Genomic DNA, 16,770 nt, shown 5'->3' on the forward strand with positions numbered 1-16,770 from the left:
GGGTCACACACGGGGGTCACACACGGGGGTCACATATGGGGGTCACACACGGGGCGCGCTGCCGACGGGCTGCGGCCGCCGGGCCAGTCGCGCGAGGACATTGCCGATCAGCAGCTGTCCGTGGTTGTCGAACTGCGTCATCAGGGACTCGGGGTGGAACTGCACGCCCGCCAGCGGCCTGCTCTCGTGCTCGACGGCCATGGCCACCCCGTCCGAGCAGTGGGCGGTGACCCGCAGGCCGGGCGGCAGTGCCCCGGCATCGGCGTACAGGGAGTGATAACGGCCCGCGGTGAAGCGCGGCGGCAGGCCGCGCAGCAGCTCTCCGCCCCCGCCCACCACCGAGACCGTCGACGGCTTGCCGTGGAAGGGGCGGTCGAGCACCGCGAGGCGCCCGCCCAGGTACTCCACGATGGCCTGCATGCCGAGGCAGACGCCGAAGACCGGGATGTTCTGGTCCTCGGCGACGCGCAGGGTGCCCGCCGTGTCGTGGTCCTCCGGGCGGCCGGGCCCCGGCGAGAGGACGAGCAGGTCGGGATCGACGTCCGTCACGAGGGACTTGTCGAAGCCGCCGCGGTACGTCGAGACGCGGGCGCCCGCCTGCCGGAGGTAGCCGGCCAGCGTGTGCACGAAGGAGTCCTGGTGGTCCACGAGCAGCACGCGCGGGCGGTACGCCGAGCTGTACGGGGAGCGGTCCGAGGAGCTGCTGTACGGGGAGCTGGCCCCGCCCACCGGACGCGCCGGGCGGCGCTCCCCCGCCGCACCGCTCGCCCCCGAGCCGGACAGCCCGTCGAGGCCGTCGCGCCCGTCGAGGCCGTCGAGCACGTCCAGGAGAGCCTTCGCCTTCAGCTCGGTCTCCCGCTCCTCGTCCCCGGACACCGAGTCGTAGAGCAGCGTCGCCCCGGTGCGCACCCGGGCGAGGCCGTCGCGCAGGTGCACGGTGCGCAGGGTCAGGCCGGTGTCCAGGGTGCCGTCGAAGCCGACGCGGCCGACGGCACCGCCGTACCAGCGGCGCGGGGAGCGCTCGTGCTCCTCGAGGAAGGCGACGGCCGCGTGCTTGGGCGCGCCGGTGACCGTCACCGCCCACATGTGGCTGAGGAAGGCGTCAAGCGCGTCCCGTTCCGGCCGCAGCACGCCCTCGACGTGGTCGACGGTGTGGATCAGCGTCGAGTACATCTCCAGCTGGCGGCGGCCGATGACGCGGACGGTGCCGGGCTCGCACACCCGGGACTTGTCGTTGCGGTCCACGTCGGTGCACATGGTCAGCTCGGCCTCCTCCTTCTCGGAGGCGAGCAGCGCCTTGACCTGTTCGGCGTCCTCCAGGGCGTCGCGGCCACGGGCCGCGGTGCCGCTGATGGGCGCCGACTCCACGCGCCAGCCGGTGCCGTCGGCCGTGTGCCGGGCGTGCACCCGGACGAACATCTCCGGTGAGGTGCCCACCAGATGCTCGCCCTCACCGAGGTTCATCAGCATCTGGTACGGCGAGGGGTTACGGGTGCGCAGGGCCCGGAACAGCTCCGAGGGCGGGCAGGGCACGGGCCGGTCGAAGGTGCGGCTGGCCACCACCTCGAACAGGTCGCCCGCGCGGAACCGCTCCCGTGCGACGTCCACCAGTGCGGCGTACTCGCCCGGGGCGTGGTCGCCGGCCGGGCCGTCCGCGGGGCTCCCGGCACGGAACGGCTCCGCGGGCGTGGTCCGGGGCAGTCCGTGCGTGCTGCGGCCGTGGGCGGTGAACTCGTAGGTGTGCCGCCAGGCGGTGCCTGCCACCGGGTCGGTGACGGTGATCTCGTCCGGCAGGTGGAGGACCAGGTCGCGGTCGTGGTCCGAGCGTCCGCGCTGGCGCAGCGGCACGGGGTCGAAGGCGAGCACGAGGTCGTAGCCGAAGGCGCCGTACAGCCCGAGGAAGTCCCCGGCGGGGCCGGACAGCGCGTCGCGTACGGCGCGCACGAAGTCGAAGGCGCCGGGCCTGCGCGACCGGTCCTCCTCGCTGAACATGTCCTGGCCGGGGGAGGCGCGCACGAGGCCGGTGAACCCCGGCTCCTCGGCGCGGGTGAGTTCGCGGACCTCGCGCAGGGAGCGTCGCGCCGCCGCGCGCAGCACCGGAAGGAGCACCTCGCCGCGCGCGTTGAGCGCGCGGACCTCCACCGTGCGAAGGCCGCGCAGCACGATCTCGACGGGCGGGTCGCTGTAGCCGACGGCGTGCCGCCGGTAGCGGTCGGGGGATTCGTAGTCGGAGCGGAGGACGGCACCCCTGCGGGTGTCCAGTGCGTTCTCCAGCTCCCGCATGGCGCTCTCGCCGTCGACGGCGGTACGGACGCGCTCGACGCGCACGCCGGCGCCGGTGGCCCACTCCCGGGGGAGCGGAACGGGCAGGGGGTAAGTGGTCATCTCAGCTCAGCACCCCGTCCAGATCCGGATCAGCCGGATCAGCCGGATCAGCCGGATCAGCCGGATCAGCCGGATCAGCCGGATTGGCCGGATTAGCCGGATTAGCTGGGACAGCTGGGATAGCCGGAATCGAACCGTCCGTGAGTCCGGCGGAGAGGACGTTCCGCTTCACCTTCCACGTGGCGGTGTGCGGCATGTGCTCCCACGCCACGTGCACCGGCTCCGCGACCTCGGGCAGGTGCGCGACGGCGGCCCGCCAGGCGGCGCGGTCGAGGGACAGGTCGCGGCGGGTGCTCACCACGGGCCGCACGGTGTCGCCGACCGGGACGAAGACGGCCTCGGTCAGCTCCGGGAGCGCCTCGATGAGGGAGTCCTCGGCGGCGAGCAGGCTCTCCAGGCCGTCCGTCTGGTCGAACTCCCGGTCAAGGAGGTGCACACAGCCCCAGCGGGTCTTGTAGCCGATGTCCTGGAGGTTCCACCAGCCGTTGTCGTCGTACCGCTCGTCGTACAGCTCCTGCTGGCCGACGTAGGTGAGGGCGACGCCGGAGGACCTGGCCTGGATGTAGCCGTTGCGGGTGCCCTCGTCCTGTGGGCGGGGCCGGATGCGGGCCTTGGTCATGCCGGGGAAGACGAAGCCGACGCAGCGGCCGTCCGCCTTGTGGATGTTGCGGCGGGTGTAGATCCGCATGGTGACCGGGCCGGTCTCGGTCTGGCCGTAGGTCTGGATGAACAGCGGGGAGCGCCGCTTGCTCGCGCCGAGCAGGGTGCGGATGCTGCGCGGGTGGATCGCGTCGAAGGTGCTCATGAAGATGCGCACCCGCTCGAAGGGCCCGTCCGGGATACCGGCCAGTTCCTCCCAGTGCAGGTACATGTTGGGATGCGCCTCGACACAGCCGGGGCGGCACTCGGAGAGGACCTCGCGCACGCTGTCCACGTCCGGGTCGGCGAGCGGGGCGATGCCGACGCCGAGCTGGAGGGCGGTGGCGAGGGCCGCGTAGGTGCGGGCGTGCACGAACGAGATGCACATGGCGAACGTCTCGCGGTAGCGCAGCAGCTTCGCCATCTTCGCCTGCGTGTTGATGGGCAGCTGCGTGCCGCGGCGGGCGGCGGCGACCAGCTTGGGCACTCCGGTCGTGCCGGAGGTGTGCGTGATCAGCGCGGGCGCGTCCTGCGGGATGTCCGGGTACGGCGGGGCCTCGCCCGGCGCGGTGGTGGCGAGTGAGGGCAGCCCGGCCGCCTCGCCGTGTGCGAGAAGGACGGCCGGGGCGTGCTCGCGCAGCGCGTCGAAGTGTTCCCCGGCGCGTGCCAGGACGGCCGGGTCGGTGATGAAGTGGTCCGGCTTCAGGCGGCTCATCATCGTCACCACGGTCGGCCACTCCAGGAAGGGCGCGAGCATGGCGGGGACCGCGCCCACCCGGCCGATGGCGCAGGCGAGGAAGAGGATGTCGGCGTTGTGGCTCTTGAAGACGGCCACGGTGTCGCCGGGGCGTACCCCCGCCGCGTACAGCCGGGCGGCGGTCTCCTCGACGAGTCCGGCGGCGTGCGCGTAGGTCGGCCGCAGGCCGAGCTCGGGCGCGAGGTCGAAGGGCCGGTCCAGGTAGAACAGCGAGTCGGGGTACTTCTGTGCGGCCTGCTGGGTGATCAGACCCAGCGTGAACAGCTTTCCGGGCTTGGGCAGGTCATCGGGCAGGTCGTCGGGCAGGTGCATGCGCGGTCTCCTCTCCTGGAGGGGACGGGAGACGGGTTGCGGCGTCTCGGACGTGGGTGGTCGGCGTACGGAGGCGTACGGAAGAGGCGTACGGAAGGGGCGTACGGAAGGGGCGTGCGGAAGGGGCGTGCGGGAGCCGGGCGCCGACGGCGCTGGGTGTGCCGTCGGCGCCCGGTGCTCAGCTGGTGGTGGCCAGTCGGCGCGTGGCCTTGAAGGCGAAGGAGGCGCGCGCCGGGGCCGAGCTGCGGCCGTCGGACTCGATGCGGTCCAGGTACCACTGCACGAAGCGGCTGACTTCCGCGCGGTCCAGGTCGAAGCGCTGGGCGCCCGCGCCGCAGACGGACTCGGTGTTCGTCTGGTCGAAGCGCTTTCCGTTGATCATGTACGAGGCGTAGAACTGGATGCCCTCGTCGAGCTTCAGGTCGATCGCGGTGAGCAGTCCCCGGTTGGAGACGAAGCGGGGCTTGCGCAGTCCGGCGAGGGCGAAGACCTCCTCGATGACCTCGCCGACCTTCGGCGAACCGCCGTTGTTGAGGTGGTAGACGGTGCTCAGCGCGCCCGTGCGGCCGATGGCGACGGCGTTCCTCGCCACCAGGTCGACGGGGACGAGGTCGCACTCGATGTCCGGGTCGGCGATGATCGGCACCTGCCGGTGCTGGAGCAGGTTGCCGAACTCCTTCTCCACGGCGCGGCGGAAGCGCAGCGCGGAGGAGACGAAGCCGTACATGCCGGTGAAGCTGGTGGCGGCGCCGGTCGCGGAGTGCCCGATGACGATCGAGGGGCGCAGCACGCGCCATGGCAGACCGGAGGAGGCGACCTCCTGCTCGCCGATGGTCTTGGTGGCCTCGTAGACGTTGTTGGCCGACTCGGTGTCGCCGGGGAACTCCTCGTGCATCAGGCCGGTGCGCTTGCCCGCCACGTACGCGGTGCTGACGTGGTTGAACACCGGCTCGCCGAGGGCCTTGGCGAGCGCGAGGACGTTGCGGGTGCCGGAGACGTTCATCAGGTTGATCTCGTCGGCGTGCCGGTCCTCGTACTTGAGGGAGGCGGCGACGTGCCAGAAGGCGCCGGGCGCGGTGCCGCCCGCGGCGGCGAGGAACCGGTCGGCGGACTCGGGCAGGGCCTCGTCCGTGATGTCCCCGGCTATCGCGCTCGTGCGCTCCAGGATCGAGGGCAGCAGGCCGGGGACGTCGTACATCTCGGCGGCGTGGCCGAGGGCGTCGTGCAGGCGGCGGGTCGCGGCCTCGTCGTCCTCGCCGCGTACCAGGCAGACCAGGTGGTCGGGGGTCTGCTGGAGCAGTTCCAGCGCGACGGCGCCGCCGACGAAGCCGGTCGCCCCGGTGATGACGTGGACGGCGGGAGCGGTGGTGGCGGTCACTTGGCGGACTCCTGGGAGGTGGTGGGCAGGGTGGGACTGTGGTCGGCGCGCAGGTGGGCGGCGATGGAGGCGAGGCTCTCGAAGACCTCCGGCGGGACGTCCATGTCCCACTCGACGGACAGCTGCTCCTCGATCCGGCCGAGGAGCAGGGTGAACGCCCAGGACTCCAGGCCGATGCTGTTCAGCGGCGTCTCGGCGAGGCCCGTCACGGGCAGGTCGGCCCGGTCGGCGACGATTTCGCGCAGCAGCGCGCAGAGGACGGCGAGCAGCGCGTCGTTCTCCTCGGAGACCCCGGATACCTCGGGGGCCCCGGATACCTCGGGGACCCCGGAGGCTCCGGCGACCCCGGAGGCTCCCGCGACCTCGGAAGCTCCGGCGACCGGCGCGGAAGCGTCGCCTCCGGCCGCCTCGCCGCCGGTCTGCGGGGCCACAGCAGCCTCGCGGGCCGCCAGCGCGTCGAGGAAGCGCTGGACCCGCGCCTGGAAGCCGTCGCCGTCCTCCATGTACGGGAGGTGGCCGACGTCGTGCATCCACTCGACCTCGGAGTCCTCGATGAGCCGCCCGGCCTCCGCTCCGAGCGCCTCGTTCCACATGTCGTCCTTGTCGCCGAGGAGCAGCAGCGTCGGCTGCTTGATGGCGGCGAGGTGTTCCGGGCCGTCGGTGACCTGGGTGGCGCACTTGAGGTTGGTGAGCATCGGGTCCGGCGGGTGGATGGCGGTGAACGCGGAGCGCAGCCCGAGGTAGCCGGTGGCGCCCATCTCGCGCATCGCCGCCTCGCTGAAGACGACCGAGTAGAGGTGGTCCCAGAGGGCCTGGGTGCCGCCCAGCTCAAGGGAGTTGATGCAGGCGCGCTCGGTGGCCCGGCGCCGGACGCCGTCCGAGGGCGTGCAGGACGGGCCGGTCAGGATCAGGCCGTCCACGCGCTCCGGGTAACGGGCCGCGAAGTCACGGCAGATGAACCCGGAAGCGGAGGTGCCGAGCAGATGGGTGCGCTCGATGCCGAGGCCGTCGAGCAGCACCCGCAGGTCCTCGACGTGGTCGTCCCAGGTCATGTCCGGGGAGACCGAGGAGGCGCCCTGGTTGCGCAGATCGTAGGTGAGGACCCGGTTCCGCTTGGCCAGTTCGGCGGTGAAGTTCCGCCACATCGGGGCGATGATGAAGAAGTTGTTCACCAGGGTGAGGTGCGGGCCCTCGTCCCCCTGGATCTCGTAATAGAGCTCGGTGTCGTCCGAGACGCGGAGCGTGCGCTCCGCCGTGTAGCGCAGGTCGAGCGTGGGTGCGCTGGTCATGGGGTTTCCTTCCGGCTCAGGCGCGGAGCAGCTTTTTGAGGATCTTTCCGGCGGGGCTGCGGGGCACTTGGTCGATGAATTCCAGCTGCCGGGGACGTTTGTACGGCGCCAGGCGTTCGGTGAGGTGGGCCATCAGTTCGGCCCGGGTGACGGCGGGCGCGCCGTCGGTGGCGGTGTCCGTCGTGCTGTCCGTCGTGCTGCTGTCCGTCGCGCTGTTGTCCGTCGCGCTGTCCGCGGACGGGGCGGGTCCGGTGACGACGTACGCCTTCGGGACCTCGCCGTAGTCCGCGTCCGGGACGCCGACCACGGCCGCGTCGCGCACCAGCGGGTGCGTGAGCAGCGCCTGCTCGATCTCGGCGGGATAGACGTTCTGCCCGGCGCGCAGGATCAGGTCCTTGCGCCGGTCGACGAGGCGGATGAGTCCGCTCTCGTCGAGGAGGCCGAGGTCGCCGGTGCGGATCCAGCCGTCGACGGTGATCTCGGCGGTGGCGGCCGGGTTGTTCCAGTAGCCGCGCATCAGGCCGGGGCCGCGCACGGTGATCTCGCCGACGGCGCCGAGCGGCAGCTCCGTACCCGCGTCGTCGAGGACCCGTACCGACATGCCGGGGATGACCCGGCCCGCGGGCAGCGGCGCGTCGGGGCGGGCGGCGCGGTGGTCGGCCGGGCCGAGGGTGGCGAATGGGCCGCCCACCTCGGTCATGCCGTACACCTGCCGGAAACCGCAGTCGAGCCGCTCGGCGGCCTCGGCGTGCAGCTCGACGGGCATCGGCGCCGCCCCGTACATCACCTCGCGCAGGGAGCCGAGTTCGGTGCTCGCCATGGCCTTGCTCTGCAGCAGGAAGCGGAGCATCTGCGGGACGAGCCAGACGTGCGTGGCACGGTGGCGCTCCATCGCCGCGAGCGCCCGCTGCGGTGTGAAGCCAGGCAGCAGCACGACGGTGGCGCCCGCCGCCAGGTAGGTGAGGATGACGGTCATGCTGCCGTGGTAGAGCGGGCAGCAGTTGACAAGGACCATGTCGTCGGACGGTGCCGCCACGGCGAGCCAGCCCAGCGAGATGCCCCGGAACGAACCGTGGTCGACGGTGACGCCCTTGGCCCGGCCTGTGGTGGCCGAGGTGTGCAGGATCGCGGCGAGGTCGGTGTCGGCCACGGCCGGAAGCGGGAACTCCTCCTCCGCGGCGTCGGTGTTCCCGGTCCGCGCCTCGGTGTTCCCGGTCCGCGCGGCGGTGTCCCCGGTCCGCGCGGCGGTGTCCCCGGTCCGCGCAGTGGTGTTCCCGGTCCGCGCAGTGGTGTTCCCGGTCCGCGCAGCGGTGAGCTCCGCGTACTCCGGACCGTCCACCGCGAGCCGCAGCCGCACCGGCAGATCGGGGTGACGGTCGAGGAGCGCCGCCTCACCGAGCAGCACACCGGCCCCGGTGCGCCGCACCATGTCGGTCACCTCGGGCACCGTCAGGCTGTGGTTCAGGGGGACGAACAGCGCGCCGAGCTTGGCCAGCGCGAAGTACGCCTCGATCACCTCGACGCGGTCCAGGGACAGGATGGCGACCCGGTCGCCCTTGGCGACGCCGCGCGCCGCGAGACCGCGGGCGAGCCGAGTCGTGCGCTCGTCCAGCTCGGTCCAGGTGAGCGAACGGTCGGCGTCGATCAGCGCCGTGCGGTCCCCGAGGCACTGCCGGTTGCGGTGCAGGACCTGGGAGAGCCACATCAGGCGGCCCCCGCCGCCGCACCGCGTGCGGCGATCAGGCGTTCGTAGTCGGCGATGGAGGACAGGTCGTCCATGTCCTCCGCCGTGACCTCCACGCCGGTCCGCTCCTCGATGAGCAGGACCAGGCGGACCAGGTCGCCCGAGTCGACGCCGCTGGCGCTGAGGTTGGCGTCGTCGGCGATCTCGCCGCCGAACTCCGTCATGCCGGTCAGTTCGACGAGCATCTCCCGTACGGTGCTCATGCGTTGCCTTTCGCTGTGGTGCCGCTGAAGGTGTTGTCCCAGGACCCGTCGCCGACGGGGCAGTCGTGCACGGCAAGCGGTTCGCCGGCCGGCACGGACCAGGGCAGGAACCGGCTCGGGACCGAGCCGGCGCAGAAGTCGGAGAACTCCTCGTGGGGCGGCCGGTGCCGCTCGGAGAGGACCGCGAAGACCGGGTCGACGGGTTTGAACACGCCGTCCTCGTCCAGTACTTCGCACCAGGCGTGCTCGGCGTCGAGCACTCCCAGGTAGCGGCCGCGCCGGGTCCGGGTGGTCAGCCCGTCCGCCGCCGCCCTGCGCTGGAGCTCCAGGGAGCAGACCGTGCAGTCCATGATCCCGAGCCGCTTCGTCCAGGCCGGGTCGGTGCGCAGCCGCGGATGCATCCACTGGAAGCGGTACGTACCGTCGCGCAACTCGCCCTCCAGCGCGTCGAAGTGGCGCCGCGCGGTGGCCGAGAGCAGCGGCGAGCGCCACCCGGAGGTGGTGACCCGACCGCTCAGGCGCACCGACGCGGCGTCGCGTACGACGAGCGCGCCGTCCTCGTGCACGGCGGGCTGCTCGCACTCCAGTGAGTCGATGCCGCCGCCGAAGACCTCGGGCGTGGGCAGCGCGATCCGCCAGGTGCCGCCGGGGCACCGGGGATCGCGGCAGCGCAGCCGCCAGTCCAGCGTCCAGTGGCGCGGCGGGGTCCAGGTCTCGGGGGCGCCCGAGGCGAAGCGGAGCATCATCCGCTGCCCGGCCAGCGGGACGCTTGCGATGGCCCCGGAGTACAGAGCTGTGTTCGCCAAGTCGTGGTAGTCGAAGCGGAGTTCGGCACCGGAGCCCTCGTGGGCGAGGCCGCCCGCGGCGAGCCGGTCGAGGAGCTCGTCCTTGCAGCCGAGCAGGGCACGCGCCTCGTCCCGGCCCACCCGCAGCTCCCGGAACCCCTCCGGCATCGGCACCAGTGCGCGCAGCGCCGACAGCCAGGGCCGCAGCGCGGGATCCGCACCGTCGTCCCCCTCGGGGGGCGGCGCGGCAGCGCGTGCGCGGACGTCAGAAGACATGGTGGCGCGGTCCTTCCTGGACAGGGACAGACGGGCAGACGGGGAGACGGGGAGACGGGCAGACGGTGGCCGCCGCGGGCGAGCGGTGGGGCGCTCGGGGGCGGTACGGAAGCGGTACTTCAGAGAGCTACGGCAGAGGCACGGCAGAGGCACGGCAGAGGTACGGAGAACGGCAGAGGTACGGACAACGGCACAAGGCCCGCGCACCGCAGCGGCACGCACATCAAGAGAGTCCGGCGCACCGCCCCCGCAATCCCTCGCCCACCCAGAAAGACGCTGTGGCGTACCCCATACCCCCGCCGTGGATTGCGCGGCCGGTCCGCGACCTCATCACCCACGGGGGCGCCCCGCCCTCAGCCCTGTCACGCCCCCCCGAAAGGGAGTTAGCCAAGTGTTCGGAAGGCTGTTGCACCTGCTGGAGAAGGGACCGAGGCGTTTGCTCTGGACGGTCGGGCTTCTCGCGCTCGTCTGTCTGGCAGGCGGCGGATCCCAGATGAAGTCCATGACCATGGGCGTGGACGACTACGACGACTCCGAGTCGGCCGCCGTCCAGGTCCTCGGCGACGTGGAGAAGGCCACCGGCGCCAGCCTCGAACAGGGCTACGTCGTCCTCGTCGAGCTGGACAAGCCCGTGGACGCCCGCTCCGCCGACCGGCCGGAGCGGCTGCGGCGCGCGGTCGACCTGATCAAGAAGCGCCCGGAGGTCACGGGCGTCGAGGACTTCGTATCGGCCAAGAACCCCGCGATGGTGCGGAAGGACGGCCGGAGCACCTACTTCGTCGCCTCCGTCAAGGGATTCGCGCCCGGTGACGCCGTCACCAAGGCCGTCACCGCGACCCAGGACGCCCTCGACGCGGACGAGAAGCTGGCCGACGGCGTCACCCTCGGCGGCCCGACCGCCTCGAACGTCGAGGCCAGCACGATCTCCAGCGAGGACCTCGGCAAGGCCGAGGCGCTGGCCTTCCCGATCCTGCTCATCCTGCTGCTCTTCATCTTCCGCGGCGTGATCGCGGCGCTGATCCCGCTCGGCGGCGCCCTCGTCTCCATCGCCGTGGCGCTTGGCGTGCTCGGCGCGGTGATGACCGTGCTCGACCTCTCGATCTTCGCCCTCAACCTGGTGATGGCGCTCGGCATCGGCCTGTCCATCGACTTCAGCCTGTTGATCATCTCCCGCTTCCGCGAGGAGCTGCGGGCCGGTCACGACACCCTCGACGCCGTCGGCCGCACCATGCGCACGGCCGGCCGCACCGTCCTGTTCAGCGGCCTGACCGTCGCCGTGGCGCTGGCCTCGCTGCTCGTCTTCCCGCAGCGGTTCCTCTACACGATGGGCATCGCGGGCATCGCCACCTCCCTCGGCGCCCTGCTCTTCGCGCTGCTCGGACTCCCCGCGCTGCTCACCGCGCTGGGCGGACGCATCAACAAGTGGGCGCCCAAGAGCTGGCAGCGCAGCCAGGAGCACGGCACGGGCAGCGAGTCCGGCGGTCGCTGGTACCGCTTCTCGCACGGCGTGATGCGCCGCCCGGTGAGCGCCGCGGTGGCCGCGAGCGCGGTGCTCATCGTGCTCGCCCTGCCCGCCTTCGGCATCAAGTTCACCGGCATCGACTCCGCCTCGATGCCCGCGGACTCCGACGCGGGCCGGGTGTACGCGACGCTGGAGACGGACTTCCCCGGCTCGCTCCAGTCGCCGGTCCACCTCATCTCCGAGGCGCCGAAGGACGCGGGCGGCAAGCTCGCCGCCTACCGCGAGCAGCTGGCCGGGGTCGACGGCGTCGCCGCCGTGACGCAGCCCCGCCCGATCGGCGACGGCATGTGGGAGACGCAACTGGCGCTCAAGGACGCCCCGTTGTCGCTCGACGCCCAGGACACCCTGGACGCGGTCCAGGCCGTGCACGCCCCGTACCCGACCGTGACCACCGGCAACACCGCGCTCTACGACGCGATGATGAGCAGCCTCGGCGACCACCTGCCGCTGAGCATCGGCCTGATGTCGCTCACCACGCTGCTCATCCTCTTCGCGATGACCGGCTCCGTGGTGCTCCCGCTGAAGGCGGTCATCACCAACCTGCTCACCCTCGCCAGCACCCTCGGCCTGCTCATCCTGGTCTTCCAGGACGGCCACCTGGAGGGTCTGTTCGACTTCACGGCCCAGGGCGCGCTCCAGCCGACGATGCTCATCATCCTGCTTGCGGTGGCCCTCGCGATGTCCACCGACTACACGGTCTTCCTGTTCTCCCGCATCAAGGAGGGCGTGGACCACGGGCTGCCGGACCGCGAGGCCATCGCGGGCGGCCTGGAGAAGGTCGGCCGCACGGTCACGCTCGCCGCGGTGCTCTTCTGCATCCCGATGGGCGCCCTCGTACTGTCCCGGCTGATCTTCATCAAGCAGCTCGGCTACGGCACGGCCGTCTCGGTCATCATCGACGCCACCCTCGTCCGCGCCCTCCTGGTGCCGTCGCTGATGGCGCTGTTCGGCAAGGCCAACTGGTGGGCGCCGGGCCCGCTGCGCCGCTTCCACACGCGTTTCCTGAGCGGCCTCCAGGAACGGGACGAGCCGGGCGCCGCCACGGCCGCGGGCACCGCGCGCGAGCCCGTCGGCACCGGACGGGAGGCCTGACGTGACCGCGGACACGGCGGCTCCCGCGCTCGCCGGGCGCCTGGAGGAGCGCTTTGAGGAGCTGCTCCGCGACGACGAACGGGTCGAGCCGCACGACTGGATGCCGGACGGCTACCGCCGCATGCTCGTACGGCAGATCGGCCAGCACGCCCACTCGGAGATCATCGGCATGCAGCCGGAGGGCGCCTGGATCGCCCGCGCCCCCTCGCTGCGCCGCAAGGCCGTCCTCCTGGCGAAGGTGCAGGACGAGGCGGGACACGGCCTCTACCTCTACGCGGCGGCGCAGACCCTCGGCGTCAGCCGCGGCGAGCTGCTCGACGCCCTGCACAACGGCAGCCAGCGGTACGCGGGCACGTTCAACCACCCGGCGCTCACCTGGGCGGACACCGGCGCCATCGCCTGGCTCACCGACGGCGCCGCCGTCATCAACCAGGTGCCGCTGTGCCGCACCTCGTACGGGCCGTACGCCCGCGCCATGCTGCGCATCTGCCAGGAGGAGACCTTCCACGTGCGCCAGGGCTTCGACTCCCTGCGCGCGCTGTGCCAGGGCACGCCCGAGCAGCGGCAGATGGCGCAGGACGCGGTGAACCGCTGGTGGCTGCCTGCCGTCGCGCTGATGTTCGGCCCGCCGGACACCCCGGCGAGCAAGGACCGCGCCGCCGCCTTCGGGGCCAAGCACACCAGGCGGGCCATCGCCTGGGGCATCAAGCGGCACCCCAACGACGAGCTGCGCCAGCGCTTCGTCGACATCTGCGTGCCGCAGGCCGAGGAGCTGGGCCTGAGCCTGCCCGACCCGGCCATCGCCTGGAACCCCGACCGCGGGCACTACGACTTCACGCCCGTCAGCTGGAACCAGTACCGCGAGGTGCTCTCGGACGATTCCCAGTGCGCGCGGCAGCGCCTGGCGCACCGGGTCGCCGCGCACGAGGACGGCGCCTGGGTACGGGAGGCCGCGGTGGCGGCCGCCCGGCGCGAAGCGGAACAGACCGGGCAGGCCGCCGATCTGAGCAGGGGGATACCGGGATGAGTACGACCACAACCACAACCACGAGCACGAGCACGAGCACGTACGCGAGAGCCGAGACGCCGTGGGAGGTCTTCGTCAGAACCCGCCGCGGCCTCGGCCACCAGCACGTGGGCTCGGTGCTCGGCGCCGACGCCGACCTGGCGATGGCCAACGCCCGCGATCTGTACACGCGGCGCGGGGAGCCTTCGTCGATCTGGGTGGTCCGTTCCTCGGACATCCGGGCCACCGCGCCGGACGAGAAGGAGCCGCTGTTCAGCAACGGTACGGGCAAGCCGTACCGGCTCTCCGAGCAGTACGCGGCTCCGGCGGGCGGCAGCGACCATGGCCACTGAGACCCTGACCGGAGCGTTGGACGTGAACGTGAACGTGAATGCGGATGTGGACGTGGACGTGGACGCGGCACGGGACACCGCCGCGCTGGAGAGCGACACCGCGCAGTACGCACTCGCCCTGGGCGACGACGCCCTGATTCTCTGTCAGCGGCTCGCCGCCTGGGTGACGAGGGCGCCCTCCATCGAGGAGGACCTGGCCCTCTCGAACATCGCCCTCGACCTCCTCGGCCACGCCCGCACCCTGCTCGCGTACTCCGCCGAGCTGGCCGGGCACGGCGACGAGGACACCCTCGCGTTCACCCGCACCGAGCGGCAGTTCCGCAACGTGCTGCTCGCGGAGATCCCCAACGGGGACTACGCGCTCACCCTCGCGCGTCAGCTCTGCCTGGCCCACCACACCAGGCTGCTGTACGCCGCGCTCACCGGCTCCGCGGATTCGGCACTCGCCGGGTTCGCGGGGAAGGCGGTCCAGGAGTCGGCCTACCACTGCACGCACGCCGAGCAGTGGACGGTACGGCTCGGCACCGGCACCGAGGAGAGCCACCGCCGGATGCAGGCGGGCCTCGATCAGGTCTGGCCGTACACCGCCGAGCTGTTCGCGACGGACGCGGTGACCGCACGGCTCGTGGCGGACGGTGTCGCGGTGGACCCGGCGGGGCTGCGGGCGGAGTGGGACGCGGCTGTCGGCGGCGTCCTCGTCCGGGCCGGGCTGACCCTGCCCAAGGCCACCTGGCACGCCCGCGGCGGCCGGGAGGGCCTGCACACCGAGGGGTTCGGGCCGCTGGTGGCCGAACTCCAGGCGGTGCACCGGCAGTACCCGGGGGGCACGTGGTGACGGCGGTACGCGAGCGGTCGACGTCCGACGGGCCGACCGCCGAACGGCTCGCTCCCGTGCGGCTCGCTCCCGAGCAGGTACGGGAGCGGGTCGGCGCGGTGGCCGACCCCGAGCTGCCGTTGATCACGCTCGGGGAGCTGGGGGTGGTGCGTCAGGTGACGGCGGGCCCCGACGGGACCGTGGAGGTCACCGTCACGCCCACCTACACCGGCTGCCCCGCCATGGACGTCATCGTGGCGGACATCCGGGCCGAACTCGCCCGCTGCGGGCATCCGGACGGGCGGGTGCGGACCGTCCTCGCGCCCGCCTGGACCACCGACTGGATCACGGCCGACGGTCGGCGCAAGCTCGCCGAGAACGGCATCTCACCGCCGGGCAGCCGCACCGCACCGCTCGACCTGCGGCTCGGCACCGGCGTGGCCTGCCCGCACTGCGCGTCGACGGCCACCCGGCCGCAGAGCCCCTTCGGGGCGACGCGCTGCCAGTCCGTGCTGGTGTGTCTCTCCTGCCGGGAGACCTTCGGTCACATGAAGGCGATATGACACCACGAGACGGAGCGGTCCGTACCCTCATGGAGCGAACGCAGAGCCCAGCCCCAGCCCACGCCCCCGCCCCCGCCCCAGCCCACGCCCCTGCCCCCGCCTCGCCCTCGGCCTCGGCCAGGACCGGGTTCCACGCGCTGCCGGTGCACCGTGTGGACCGGCTCACCGAAACCGCCGTGGCCGTGACCCTCGGCGTCCCCGACGCGCTGGCCGCGACCTTCGCGCACCGCCCCGGCCAGCACATCGCCGTACGCCACCGCATCGGCTCGACGGGCGAGGAGATCCGGCGCAGTTACTCGATCTGCCGTCCGCCCGGCTCCGCGCCACCGGGGACGCTGCGCATCGTCGTCAAACAGTTGGGCCCCGGCGGCTTCGGCGAGTACGCCGTCACGCGGCTCGCTGCGGGCGACACCCTCGAAGCAGGCCCGCCGAAGGGCAGCTTCACGCTCGCGGACCGGCCCGGCGCGCACCACGTGCTGATCGGCGGCGGCAGCGGCATCACCCCGCTCCTGAGCATGGCGGCCGCCGCCCTGGACACGGACCCGCGGTGCAAGGTCTCGCTCGTCTACGCCAACCGCACGGCGCGCTCGACCCTCCTCGCCGAGGAGGTGGCGGACCTCAAGGACTGCCACACCGGCCGGTTCTTCGTCCTGCACGTGCTGTCCGGCGAGGAGCGCGAGTCGGAGGTGCTGTCCGGCCGGATCGACGCGTCGAAACTGCCGCGCCTGCTGACCGGGCTCGGCGCCGCGCCGCGCGACGCCCGCACGCACTTCTACCTCTGTGGTCCCTGGGGCCTGGTCGAGTCGGTGGACGAGGTCCTGCGGGAGCTCGGCGTCGCCCCGTCCCGCGTACGCCGGGAACTGTTCACGACGGACCCGGCGGACCAGGACACGTCGTCCCGTCCGGCCGTGGGTGACGGTGGCGGTGGCGGCGCCCGGATCACGGCCAGGCTGCACGGCCGCAGCACGGAGGCCGAGATGTCCCCGCAGGACCCCTCGCTCCTCGCGGCCGTCCTGCGGCACCGGCCGGAGACGCCGTACTCGTGCCGCGACGGTCTGTGCGGCTCCTGCCGGGCGCGGGTGGTCGACGGCGAGGTCGTGCTCGCCCGGCGCTACGCGCTCACCCAGGAGGAACAGGACGCGGGCTACACCCTGCCGTGCCAGGCCCGTCCGGCGTCGGACCACGTCGGCCTCGACTTCGACGCGTAGCCGTACAGGCAGAAGACAGGGCCGGAACCGCACAGTGCGGTTCCGGCCCTGTCTTGTGGAACGAGTGCCCGATGGCGTGTCCCGACGGGTGTTACGTAACGGGCTCGTGCTCCGTGGCCTCTTCGCTGTCCGGCTCACCCGTGGTGTCGTCGACCGGTGTCCTCACGGAGTCGAGCAGGAGTTGCGCGACGTCGACGACTTGGAGGGTTTCCTTCGCCTGGCCATCGTTCTTTTTGCCGTTGACGGAGTCGGTGAGCATGACGAGGCAGAAGGGGCAGGCGGTGGAGACGATGTCGGGGTTGAGGCTGAGTGCTTCGTCGACGCGTTCGGTGTTGATGCGTTTGCCGACGCGCTCTTCCATCCACATGCGTGCGCCGCCGGCGCCGCAGCAGAAGCCGCGTTCTTTGTGGCGGTGCATTTCCTGCTGGCGCAGGCCGGGGACCT

Annotated in this window: 14 protein-coding genes; 6 read left to right on the forward strand and 8 right to left on the reverse strand. The window is 72.2% G+C overall.

Annotated features, from left to right (window positions below; all coding sequences use genetic code 11):
- Window positions 1-42: 42 nt before the first annotated feature.
- The 7 genes from ABZ953_RS09260 to ABZ953_RS09290 all read right to left on the reverse strand — a co-directional run bounded on the left by ABZ953_RS09260 (window position 43) and on the right by ABZ953_RS09290 (window position 9,768).
- The gene (locus ABZ953_RS09260) at window positions 43-2,385 is read right to left on the reverse strand and encodes an anthranilate synthase component I (RefSeq protein ID WP_361719187.1); all 2,343 of its coding nucleotides are present in this window, start codon (window positions 2,383-2,385) and stop codon (window positions 43-45) included.
- A gap of 1 nt (window position 2,386) precedes the next feature.
- Complete coding sequence (locus ABZ953_RS09265; protein WP_361719190.1) at window positions 2,387-4,093, reverse strand: class I adenylate-forming enzyme family protein; 1,707 nt, start codon at window positions 4,091-4,093, stop codon at window positions 2,387-2,389.
- Window positions 4,094-4,271: 178 nt separating this feature from the next.
- Window positions 4,272-5,471, reverse strand: a complete 1,200-nt coding sequence (locus tag ABZ953_RS09270) for an SDR family oxidoreductase (protein ID WP_361719193.1) — start codon at window positions 5,469-5,471, stop codon at window positions 4,272-4,274.
- Window positions 5,468-6,760: an alpha/beta fold hydrolase gene (locus tag ABZ953_RS09275; protein ID WP_361719196.1), complete on the reverse strand. Its 1,293-nt coding sequence runs from the start codon at window positions 6,758-6,760 to the stop codon at window positions 5,468-5,470. Before ABZ953_RS09275 ends, ABZ953_RS09270 begins: the two co-directional genes overlap by 4 nt.
- A 16-nt stretch (window positions 6,761-6,776) precedes the next feature.
- Window positions 6,777-8,465 (reverse strand): AMP-binding protein, encoded by a 1,689-nt coding sequence (locus tag ABZ953_RS09280; RefSeq protein WP_361719199.1) that lies wholly within the window; start codon window positions 8,463-8,465, stop codon window positions 6,777-6,779.
- On the reverse strand, window positions 8,465-8,707 hold the full coding sequence (locus ABZ953_RS09285; protein ID WP_361719202.1) for an acyl carrier protein: 243 nt from the start codon (window positions 8,705-8,707) through the stop codon (window positions 8,465-8,467). Before ABZ953_RS09285 ends, ABZ953_RS09280 begins: the two co-directional genes overlap by 1 nt.
- Entirely contained in the window at window positions 8,704-9,768 is a 1,065-nt protein-coding gene (locus ABZ953_RS09290) for a hypothetical protein (RefSeq protein ID WP_361719205.1), read from the reverse strand. The genes ABZ953_RS09285 and ABZ953_RS09290 overlap by 4 nt, the downstream gene beginning before the upstream one ends.
- A 493-nt stretch (window positions 9,769-10,261) precedes the next feature.
- On the opposite strand from ABZ953_RS09290, the gene ABZ953_RS09295 reads away from it, so the two are divergent.
- The 6 genes from ABZ953_RS09295 (at window position 10,262) to ABZ953_RS09320 (ending at window position 16,326) form a co-directional block, all read left to right on the forward strand.
- Window positions 10,262-12,382: an MMPL family transporter gene (locus ABZ953_RS09295; RefSeq protein WP_361719208.1), complete on the forward strand. Its 2,121-nt coding sequence runs from the start codon at window positions 10,262-10,264 to the stop codon at window positions 12,380-12,382.
- A gap of 40 nt (window positions 12,383-12,422) precedes the next feature.
- Window positions 12,423-13,409, forward strand: coding sequence for a 1,2-phenylacetyl-CoA epoxidase subunit PaaA (paaA, locus tag ABZ953_RS09300; protein WP_361719276.1), 987 nt, complete (start codon window positions 12,423-12,425; stop codon window positions 13,407-13,409).
- Window positions 13,406-13,741, forward strand: coding sequence for a 1,2-phenylacetyl-CoA epoxidase subunit PaaB (gene paaB / locus ABZ953_RS09305; RefSeq protein WP_361719211.1), 336 nt, complete (start codon window positions 13,406-13,408; stop codon window positions 13,739-13,741). Before paaA ends, paaB begins: the two co-directional genes overlap by 4 nt.
- Window positions 13,731-14,576: a 1,2-phenylacetyl-CoA epoxidase subunit PaaC gene (gene paaC / locus ABZ953_RS09310; RefSeq protein WP_361719214.1), complete on the forward strand. Its 846-nt coding sequence runs from the start codon at window positions 13,731-13,733 to the stop codon at window positions 14,574-14,576. Before paaB ends, paaC begins: the two co-directional genes overlap by 11 nt.
- Window positions 14,573-15,118, forward strand: coding sequence for a 1,2-phenylacetyl-CoA epoxidase subunit PaaD (paaD, locus tag ABZ953_RS09315; protein ID WP_361719217.1), 546 nt, complete (start codon window positions 14,573-14,575; stop codon window positions 15,116-15,118). Before paaC ends, paaD begins: the two co-directional genes overlap by 4 nt.
- Window positions 15,119-15,270: 152 nt before the next feature.
- Entirely contained in the window at window positions 15,271-16,326 is a 1,056-nt protein-coding gene (locus tag ABZ953_RS09320; RefSeq protein WP_361719219.1) for a 2Fe-2S iron-sulfur cluster-binding protein, read from the forward strand.
- Window positions 16,327-16,417: 91 nt separating this feature from the next.
- On the opposite strand, the gene ABZ953_RS09325 is transcribed toward ABZ953_RS09320, so the two are convergent.
- A partial coding sequence (locus tag ABZ953_RS09325; protein ID WP_361719222.1) for a heterodisulfide reductase-related iron-sulfur binding cluster occupies window positions 16,418-16,770 on the reverse strand: 353 nt, incomplete at its 5' end.

Source organism: Streptomyces sp. NPDC046465 (genome assembly GCF_040646035.1).
Classification (GTDB): Bacteria; Actinomycetota; Actinomycetes; order Streptomycetales; family Streptomycetaceae; genus Streptomyces.

Coding starts and splice junctions, on each gene's coding strand:
- ABZ953_RS09260 (WP_361719187.1), bottom strand. CDS start 2,385: ATGACCACTTACCCCCTGCCCGTTCCGCTCCCCCGGGAGTGGGCCACC.
- ABZ953_RS09265 (WP_361719190.1), bottom strand. CDS start 4,093: ATGCACCTGCCCGACGACCTGCCCGATGACCTGCCCAAGCCCGGAAAG.
- ABZ953_RS09275 (WP_361719196.1), bottom strand. CDS start 6,760: ATGACCAGCGCACCCACGCTCGACCTGCGCTACACGGCGGAGCGCACG.
- ABZ953_RS09280 (WP_361719199.1), bottom strand. CDS start 8,465: ATGTGGCTCTCCCAGGTCCTGCACCGCAACCGGCAGTGCCTCGGGGAC.
- ABZ953_RS09285 (WP_361719202.1), bottom strand. CDS start 8,707: ATGAGCACCGTACGGGAGATGCTCGTCGAACTGACCGGCATGACGGAG.
- ABZ953_RS09290 (WP_361719205.1), bottom strand. CDS start 9,768: ATGTCTTCTGACGTCCGCGCACGCGCTGCCGCGCCGCCCCCCGAGGGG.
- ABZ953_RS09295 (WP_361719208.1), top strand. CDS start 10,262: ATGAAGTCCATGACCATGGGCGTGGACGACTACGACGACTCCGAGTCG.
- paaB (WP_361719211.1), top strand. CDS start 13,406: ATGAGTACGACCACAACCACAACCACGAGCACGAGCACGAGCACGTAC.
- paaC (WP_361719214.1), top strand. CDS start 13,731: ATGGCCACTGAGACCCTGACCGGAGCGTTGGACGTGAACGTGAACGTG.